This window comes from Sphingomonas adhaesiva (assembly GCF_036946305.1).
In the GTDB taxonomy this organism is placed as follows: domain Bacteria; phylum Pseudomonadota; class Alphaproteobacteria; order Sphingomonadales; family Sphingomonadaceae; genus Sphingomonas; species Sphingomonas adhaesiva_B.
In genome coordinates this window covers 41,632-48,511 of the sequence record NZ_JAQIJJ010000012.1, presented here as the reverse complement: position 1 = coordinate 48,511, position 6,880 = coordinate 41,632, and the positions used below count along the sequence as shown (strand labels likewise).

General features: G+C 69.1%; 6 protein-coding genes and 1 pseudogene. 2 read left to right on the top strand and 5 right to left on the bottom strand.

Annotated features, from left to right (window positions below; all coding sequences use genetic code 11):
* Window positions 1–175 precede the first annotated feature (175 nt).
* The 4 genes from PGN14_RS16645 to PGN14_RS16630 form a co-directional block, all read right to left on the bottom strand.
* Window positions 176–481 carry a sugar transferase gene (locus tag PGN14_RS16645; RefSeq protein ID WP_335300702.1) on the bottom strand — a complete coding sequence of 102 codons (306 nt, stop codon included), beginning with the start codon at window positions 479–481 and terminating at the stop codon, window positions 176–178.
* Window positions 459–875: a sugar transferase gene (locus tag PGN14_RS16640; RefSeq protein ID WP_335300700.1), complete on the bottom strand. Its 417-nt coding sequence runs from the start codon at window positions 873–875 to the stop codon at window positions 459–461. The genes PGN14_RS16645 and PGN14_RS16640 overlap by 23 nt, the downstream gene beginning before the upstream one ends.
* Window positions 876–1,103: 228 nt before the next feature.
* The gene (locus tag PGN14_RS16635; protein ID WP_335300699.1) at window positions 1,104–2,960 is read right to left on the bottom strand and encodes a PepSY-associated TM helix domain-containing protein; all 1,857 of its coding nucleotides are present in this window, start codon (window positions 2,958–2,960) and stop codon (window positions 1,104–1,106) included.
* Window positions 2,957–3,280 (bottom strand): iron transporter, encoded by a 324-nt coding sequence (locus PGN14_RS16630; protein WP_335300698.1) that lies wholly within the window; start codon window positions 3,278–3,280, stop codon window positions 2,957–2,959. Before PGN14_RS16630 ends, PGN14_RS16635 begins: the two co-directional genes overlap by 4 nt.
* A 90-nt stretch (window positions 3,281–3,370) precedes the next feature.
* On the opposite strand from PGN14_RS16630, the gene PGN14_RS16625 reads away from it, so the two are divergent.
* A complete protein-coding gene (locus PGN14_RS16625; protein WP_335300697.1) occupies window positions 3,371–5,647 on the top strand; it encodes a TonB-dependent siderophore receptor in 2,277 nt (758 codons plus the stop codon).
* A 1-nt stretch (window position 5,648) separates the two neighbouring features.
* Here PGN14_RS16625 and PGN14_RS16620 read toward each other — a convergent pair.
* A pseudogene (locus PGN14_RS16620) lies at window positions 5,649–6,624 on the bottom strand (LacI family DNA-binding transcriptional regulator).
* Here PGN14_RS16620 and PGN14_RS16615 point away from each other — a divergent pair.
* Window positions 6,530–6,736, top strand: a complete 207-nt coding sequence (locus PGN14_RS16615; protein WP_335300703.1) for a hypothetical protein — start codon at window positions 6,530–6,532, stop codon at window positions 6,734–6,736. The pseudogene PGN14_RS16620 and the gene PGN14_RS16615 sit on opposite strands and share 95 nt — an antisense overlap.
* Window positions 6,737–6,880 lie beyond the last annotated feature (144 nt).

Genomic DNA, 6,880 nt, shown 5'->3' with positions numbered 1-6,880 from the left:
TCCATAATTGATGCAGCGGTGGAAGGTGAGAACGCCGATTCGTCGTGTTGTTGCTGCCATTTAGCCTAAATGGCGCGGGCGGGTGCGGGTTCCGGCAGCGCAGGGCGCGGACAAAGAAACACCCCGGAGCGGAGGCGCCGGGGTGTCATGATCGACCGCAATGAGCAGGATGGGGTCAGTAGGAGCCCTTGGCCATCAGCACGCTGGGCACCGTGATCGCGAGGATGCGGATGTCCATCGCGGCGTTGCGGCTGCGCGAGTAAGCGACGTCCATCGCCACGCGGCGGCGATAGGAAGTGTCGTTGCGGCCGCTGACCTGCCACAGCCCGGTGATGCCGGGACGGACGCTGCAATAATGGCGGATGTAGCGGCCATAGCGGCGCGCCTCCGCCTCGACGATCGGGCGCGGGCCGACCAGGCTCATCTCGCCCTTCAGCACGTTGAACAGCTGCGGCAGCTCATCGAGGCTGCTCTTGCGCAGGAAGCCGCCGATGCCGACGATGCGCGGATCGTTGCGCAGCTTGTGGTCCAGCTCCCATTCCCGCGCGCGCGACGGGGTCGGTGCGCAGCAGTTCCTGTAGCCGCGCCTCCGCATCGGTCGCCATGGTGCGGAACTTCAGGCAGCGGAACAGGCGCCCGCCGCGGCCGATGCGCGGCTGCGCGAAGAAGATCGGGCCGGGGTTGGCGGCATAGGTGCACAGCGCGATCGCGATCATCAGCGGCGCGAAGAAGAGGATCGCCACCAGCGCGACGATCACGTCGAGCCCGCGGGTGATCCGCTGGTCCCACATGAATGCCGGCAGCGCGGACGTGGCGGGGGTATGGCCCGGACGGTCGAGCGTGTCGTCCATCGCGATCGATGACACGGTAGCCATGATACCCCTTTCGTTGTGCACTGCACCAATACAACATCATCAACACGATATTAAGCGGAAAAAACGAACTCTCCGGTTCGCTTCACGCCCAAAATGGGTCACTTGAGCGCTCGATTGCATAAAATGACGTTAATGATGCGACGCGCGCAACGATCGGCGACGGGATTGTATCCTTCATTATGACGCACTTTTTCGCGGCCGCGCCGAGAGGAGGCGGTGGCGCGACGATCAGCGTGTGCGCCGGGACGACAGGACGCGTATCGGCGCGAGGATTGTCGTTGCTGCAATCGATAGCGCCAGCACTATCGGCACGGCGGCGACCGAAACAGCGATGACGAAGCGCACGACGCGCTCCCCGGGCAGGCCCTCGCCGCACGTCCACCAGGAGATCAGCAGCGACAGGATCGCGGCGATTCGCGTGGCACGGACCTGGAAAGGGGTGACGACCCCCGATTCGCGGCGGAAGCGATGGCTCGCGGCGGCGAACAGCAGCAGCGCGACGGCGGCGGGGAGCAGCGCCTCAGGCATGTACCACCGCGCGTGTGCCATACGGGCGCGCCCCGCCGGCGCCTTGCGCGGCACGCCGGCGCGCCAGGCCGCGAACCCCCAGCAGCGCGGCGATGGCGAGGCTCGCCGCGTCGACCGCGAGGAACAGCGCGCCGCGATACCGCGCGGGTTGGTCGCCAGATCGGCCAGCGGGATCGCGGCGAAGGCGAGCGCACCGAGCGCGAAGGCGGCACGCCATGCGCGCGCCGCAGGCAGGAGCAGTTGCGCGACCGCCACCACGCCCCAGGTCCAGAACATCGCGGACACCTCCATGTCGGCGCGGCCTTCCCAGCCCGCGGGGATGGCGCGATTGGCGAGCAGATAGGCCGCCATCCCGACCGGCAGCCCGGCGATCGTGGCGATGTTGAGCCGTTCCACCAGCCGCAGCCCAAAGAAGGGCGCGGCATTGGGGCGGCGCCGCGCCGCGGTCCACAGCAGCAGGCCGGTGCCGACCATCGCCGCGCCGGTCGCGCCCAGCAGGAACAGCAGCCAGCGCAGCGCGGGTCCGGCGAATTGCGCCATGTGCAGCCCCAGCATCACGCCGATCGTCGAGGTCGCCACGCCGCCGGCGGGCGAGGCGGCGATGACGCGCCCGGTCGCGCCCGCATAGGTGACGGTCGGTGCGCGTGCGTTGATCGCGCGGGCGCCGGTGCGCGCCACGGTGACGGTGGCGGCGGCATCGCCGGGATTGCGGATGACCACGCGCGATGCCTCGCCGCCGAGCCGCCGTTCCGCATCACGCATCAGCGGCGCGATCGGCACCAGCGGCACGGGCCGCCCCGCCGCCTCCTGCTCGGGCGCGGCGCCATAGACGTCGTAGCTGAAGTCGATCGGCTTGGCGTAATTGGCCGCGATCGGCCACGGCATGTACATGACGACCAGCGTCATCAGCCCGGTATAGGTGATGACGGCATGGAACGGCAGCGCCAGCACCGCGCTGACGTTATGCGCGTCGAGCCAGCTGCGCTGCCCCTTGTTCCAGCGCAGCGTGAAGAAGTCGGCGAAGATGCGCTTGTGCGTGACCACGCCCGAGATGATCGCCGCCAGCATGAACATCGCGCACAGCCCGGCCAGCCAGCGGCCCCAGGGATGCGGCAGCTGCAACTGGAAATGGAAGCGATAGAAATGCTCGCCGCCGCGCGTCTCGCGCGCGGCGATCGGCGCGCCGGTGGCGGGATCCAGCTCCAGTTCGGGGCTGCGCGTCTTCGCGGCGCCCGCGGTCGCTGTCGCCGTCGGCTGCGGTATCGCGAACACGCGCGTGATCGCGGTGCGCGCGTCGGGCAGATAGATGAACCATTGCAGGTCGCCGCCATGCCCCTGCCGCTCCAGCCCGGCCACCGCGGCGGCGGCGGCATCGGCGGCGGCGGTGCGGTTGGCGCCCAGTTCCGGCTGCATCCAGCGCGTGATCTCCGGTCGGAAATAGCTGGCGGTGCCGGTCAGGAACATCGCGAACAGGATCCAGCCCGCGACCAGCCCCAGCCAGCCGTGGATCCAGGCCATCGCCTGGCGCAGCGAGCGCGCGGGCAGGGTCGCGCTCATGCCCGCACCCCCAGCCACCACAGCAGCAGCGCGCCCGGCAGGGCGACGCCCCATACCAGCGCCGCCGCGCGCCACAGCCGCGGCTCGACGAAGCACCACAAGGCGATCACGGCATAGAAGAGGAACGACAGGATCATCCCCCACAGCGTCGCCTCGACCCGCGCGATCGGCAGCAGCCGCGCGAGCAGCGTCGCCAGCACCGCCGCCGCGGCATAGCCGCCGACCAGCGCGGTGGCGCAGCGCGCCGCCATCGCCAGCGCCGCCGGCCGCACGCGCCGCGCCAACGGGCGACCCGGGGATCGGGGATCGATCCGCTGCATCAACATTTCGAACCAACCCCCTTGCCGATCTCGTTTATCGCTTCTAGCAGCATCTGCGAGTCACTATCAATAACAAAAGGGAAATTCATCATGCGGGATCGCCGCTCCTTCGTGCTGCCCGGCGTCTGCGCCGCCATGCTGCTGGCGAGCACCGCCATGCCGGCCCGGGCCGAGGCGCCGGCCGCCGCCGATGTCGCCGCCGACACGGACGGGGGCCAGGTGCGCGAGAATGACGACGTGATCGTCAACGGCGTGCGCGAGCGGCGCACCGGCGAGGCGGGCGCGAAGACGCCGACGCCGCTGATCGCGCTGCCGCAGGCGGTGACGGTGCTCGACGAGGCGGAGCTGCTGCGCCGCAACGTCCAGTCGATCAATCAGGCGCTGGGCTATGTCGCGGGTGTCGCGCCCAACCAGCGCGGCAACGTGGCGACGCGTTACGACCAATTGTACATCCGCGGCTTCACGCCGGGCATCTATATGGACGGGATGCGGCTGCTGGGCGGTGTCTATGCCAGCCCGCAGGTGGACTTCCACCTGGTCGACCGCGTCGACATCATCAAGGGGCCGGCGTCGGTCCTCTACGGCAATTCCACCCCGGGTGGGCTGGTCAACCTGACCAGCAAGGTGCCGTATCGCGAGGCGGGCGGGCGGATCGAGCTGGCGGCGGGCAATTTCGACCTGCTGCGCTCCTCGATCGACCTCAACCAGCCGCTCGACAAGGAGGGCAAGTTCCTGTTCCGCGTGATCGCGGGTGCGGAGCGGTCCGACGGGTTCATCGCGCTGACCCGCAACCGGCGCTATTATGCGCGCCCGATGCTGACGTTCGCGCCGGACGACCGCACCAGCGTGACGCTGATCCTGAACTATCAGCGCGATCCCGAAGCGGCGTCGTACAGCGGGGTGCCAGTCTATGGCTCCGCCTTGCCCAGCCCGGCGGGGGCGCTGCCGGTCGATCTCAACGTGTCCGAGCCGGGGTATGAGGCGTTCGACCGCACGCAGAAATCGGCGACGATCCTGTTCCGGCATCAGTTGAGCGATGCGCTGACCTGGACCACCAACGCGCGTTATCTGGATATCGACCTGCACTATCGGCAGATCTATCTGTCGTTCAACGCCAACACCAACCTGGACGCGAACGGCAACACCAACCTGACCCGGATCACGCGGGGCGGCGGCGGCGCGGACGAGGCGTTCCGCACGATCACGCTCGACAACCGGATGGCGGCGGAGTTTGCCACGGGGCCGGTCACGCATACGCTGCTCGCCGGGCTCGACTGGCAGAACAATCGCGGCAGCAACGACCAGGCGTTCGCGATCGGCGCGGCGGCGACGCCGAGCATCCCCGACCTGAGCCTGTACAACCCCGTCTATGGCCAGAATTTGCCGACCAGCGACCTGCTGCGCTTTCCGGGCGTGACGCGCAGTTTCCGCAAGATCGATCAGGTCGGCGCCTATGCGCAGGACCAGATCGCGATCGGCGGGCTGAACCTGATCGCGAGCGGGCGCTATGACTGGTACACCCAGCTGACGCGCAACCGCATCAGCGGCGCGATCTCCACGCTGAAGCAGACGGCGTTCACCGGGCGCGTCGGCGCACTTTATGAGACCAGGATCGGCTTCTCGCCCTTCGTCAGCTATTCCGAGAGCTTCGAGCCGCAGACCGGGACCACCTTCGCCGGCACGCCGTTCGTGCCGGTAACGGGGCGCCAGTATGAGGCGGGGCTGAAGTTCCAGCCGCGCGGCGCCAATGCGCTGTTCACGCTCTCCGCCTTCGACCTGCGGCGGCAGAATGCGACCGTGCCGGATCCGGTCAATACCGGCTTCTCGATCCAGGCGGGCGAGGTGAAGGTGCGGGGCATCGAGTTCGACGGGCGTGGCGATCTCGCCCCCGGCCTGTCGCTGACGGTGGCGGCGAGCTACACCGATGCGCTGACCGTGCGCGGCAATCCGGCGACCGGGACGGGCGACCAGCTGGCCGGCGTCACCGGCACGCGACCACTGGGCATCCCGAAGTGGAGCGCGTCGAGCTTCGTCGCCTATGACCTGAAGCAGGTGGCGCAGGGCGCGCTGGGCGGGTTCAACATCGGCGGCGGCGTGCGCTACGTCGGCGAATCGGACGGGACGGCGCAGATCACGCAAAACCGCACATTGGTGACGCGCCGCTTCCAGTCGCCGGGCTTCGTGCTGGCGGATGCGGTGCTGGGGTATGACTTCGGTGCGGTGGACGCGCGCTACGATGGGCTCAGCTTTACGGTGAATGCGGCCAATCTGTTCGACAAGCGGCATATCGCCAGCTGCTTCTTCAACAACAGCTGCTATTTCGGGGCGTCGCGCACCGTGGTGGGGACGTTGCGCTACAATTGGTGAGTCACGCGGAGGCGCGGACCAGAAGCCGGGCGGGGAGGGTGTGGTCCGCCGTCTCCTCGCCGGCGATCGCGCGCACCAGCGTATCGACCAGCAGCGCGCCGGCGCGGGGATAATCCTGTGCCACGGTGGTCAGCGCGGGGCGGGTGAGCGCGGCGGCGGGGATGTCGTCGAACCCGATCACGGCGACATCGTCGGGGACGCGCAGCCCCGCTTCCTCCACCGCGCGCAGGGCGCCGAGCGCGATCATGTCGGACGCGGCGAAGATCGCGTCGAGCGCCGCGCCGCGCGCGATCAGCGTGCGCACCGCGTCGCGCCCCGCGGCCTCCAGCGACAGCGCAGGGACATGCAGCGCGGGGTCGATCGCGACGCCGCCCGCGCGCATCGCGTCGTGCAGCCCGCGGCAGCGGTCGCGGAACTCGGGGAAGCTGTCGTCCGCCACCCCGACGAAGGCGATGCGGCGGCAGCCGCGCGCGATCAGATGCTCGCCCGCGGCGCGGCCCCCCGGCGCGATTGTCGCACCCCAGCACGGTGCCGAGGCGATCGCGCTCCTCCACCGATCCCCAGCGCACGAAGCGCGTGCCCTGCGCCACCAGCTGCGCCAGCCGCGCGCGATGCTGCGACCAGTCGCCATGGCCGAGCAGGATCAGCCCGTCCGCCTTGCGGCTGTCGGCGAAGTCCATGTGCCAGTCGGACGACAGTTGCTGGAACGAGCTGAGCAGGTCGTAGCCGCGCGTCGAGCAGGTGCGCAGGATCGATCCCAGCATGGCGAGGAAGAAGGGGTTGATCCCGGAACCGTCGGGCAGCGGATCCTCGAAGAACAGCAGCGCCAGCGTCCGCGCCTCGCCCCGGCGCAGCGAGGAGGCGGCGCGATCGACCGAATAGTTGAGCGCGCGCGCGATCTCCTGGATCCGCGCGCGGGTGGCGAGGCTGACGGTGGGGTCGCCGCGCAAGGCGCGCGAGACGGTCGGCTGCGACACGCCCGCGCGCTCGGCGATGTCGAACGACGTGATCCTGCCTTGCTGTGCCATCGCCCCCTCCTGCGACGGTCGTAGCACCATCGACGTTTCGGCCATCATCCGTTCGTGCTGAGGAGAGGCTGAGCTTGTCGAAGCCTCGTCTCGAAGCACATGCCCTTCGAGACGCCGTTTCGACTTCGCTCAACGGCTCCTCAGGGCGAACGGCGAGATCTTACGGCGCGTGCGACGTCGTGTGAATACGTATGTCACCGCGCGA

Excerpts from the sequence above, each read along its gene's own strand:
- PGN14_RS16625 (WP_335300697.1), top strand. The coding sequence starts at position 3,371 with ATGCGGGATCGCCGCTCCTTCGTGCTGCCCGGCGTCTGCGCCGCCATG.
- PGN14_RS16635 (WP_335300699.1), bottom strand. The coding sequence starts at position 2,960 with ATGAGCGCGACCCTGCCCGCGCGCTCGCTGCGCCAGGCGATGGCCTGG.
- PGN14_RS16640 (WP_335300700.1), bottom strand. The coding sequence starts at position 875 with ATGGCTACCGTGTCATCGATCGCGATGGACGACACGCTCGACCGTCCG.
- PGN14_RS16630 (WP_335300698.1), bottom strand. The coding sequence starts at position 3,280 with ATGCAGCGGATCGATCCCCGATCCCCGGGTCGCCCGTTGGCGCGGCGC.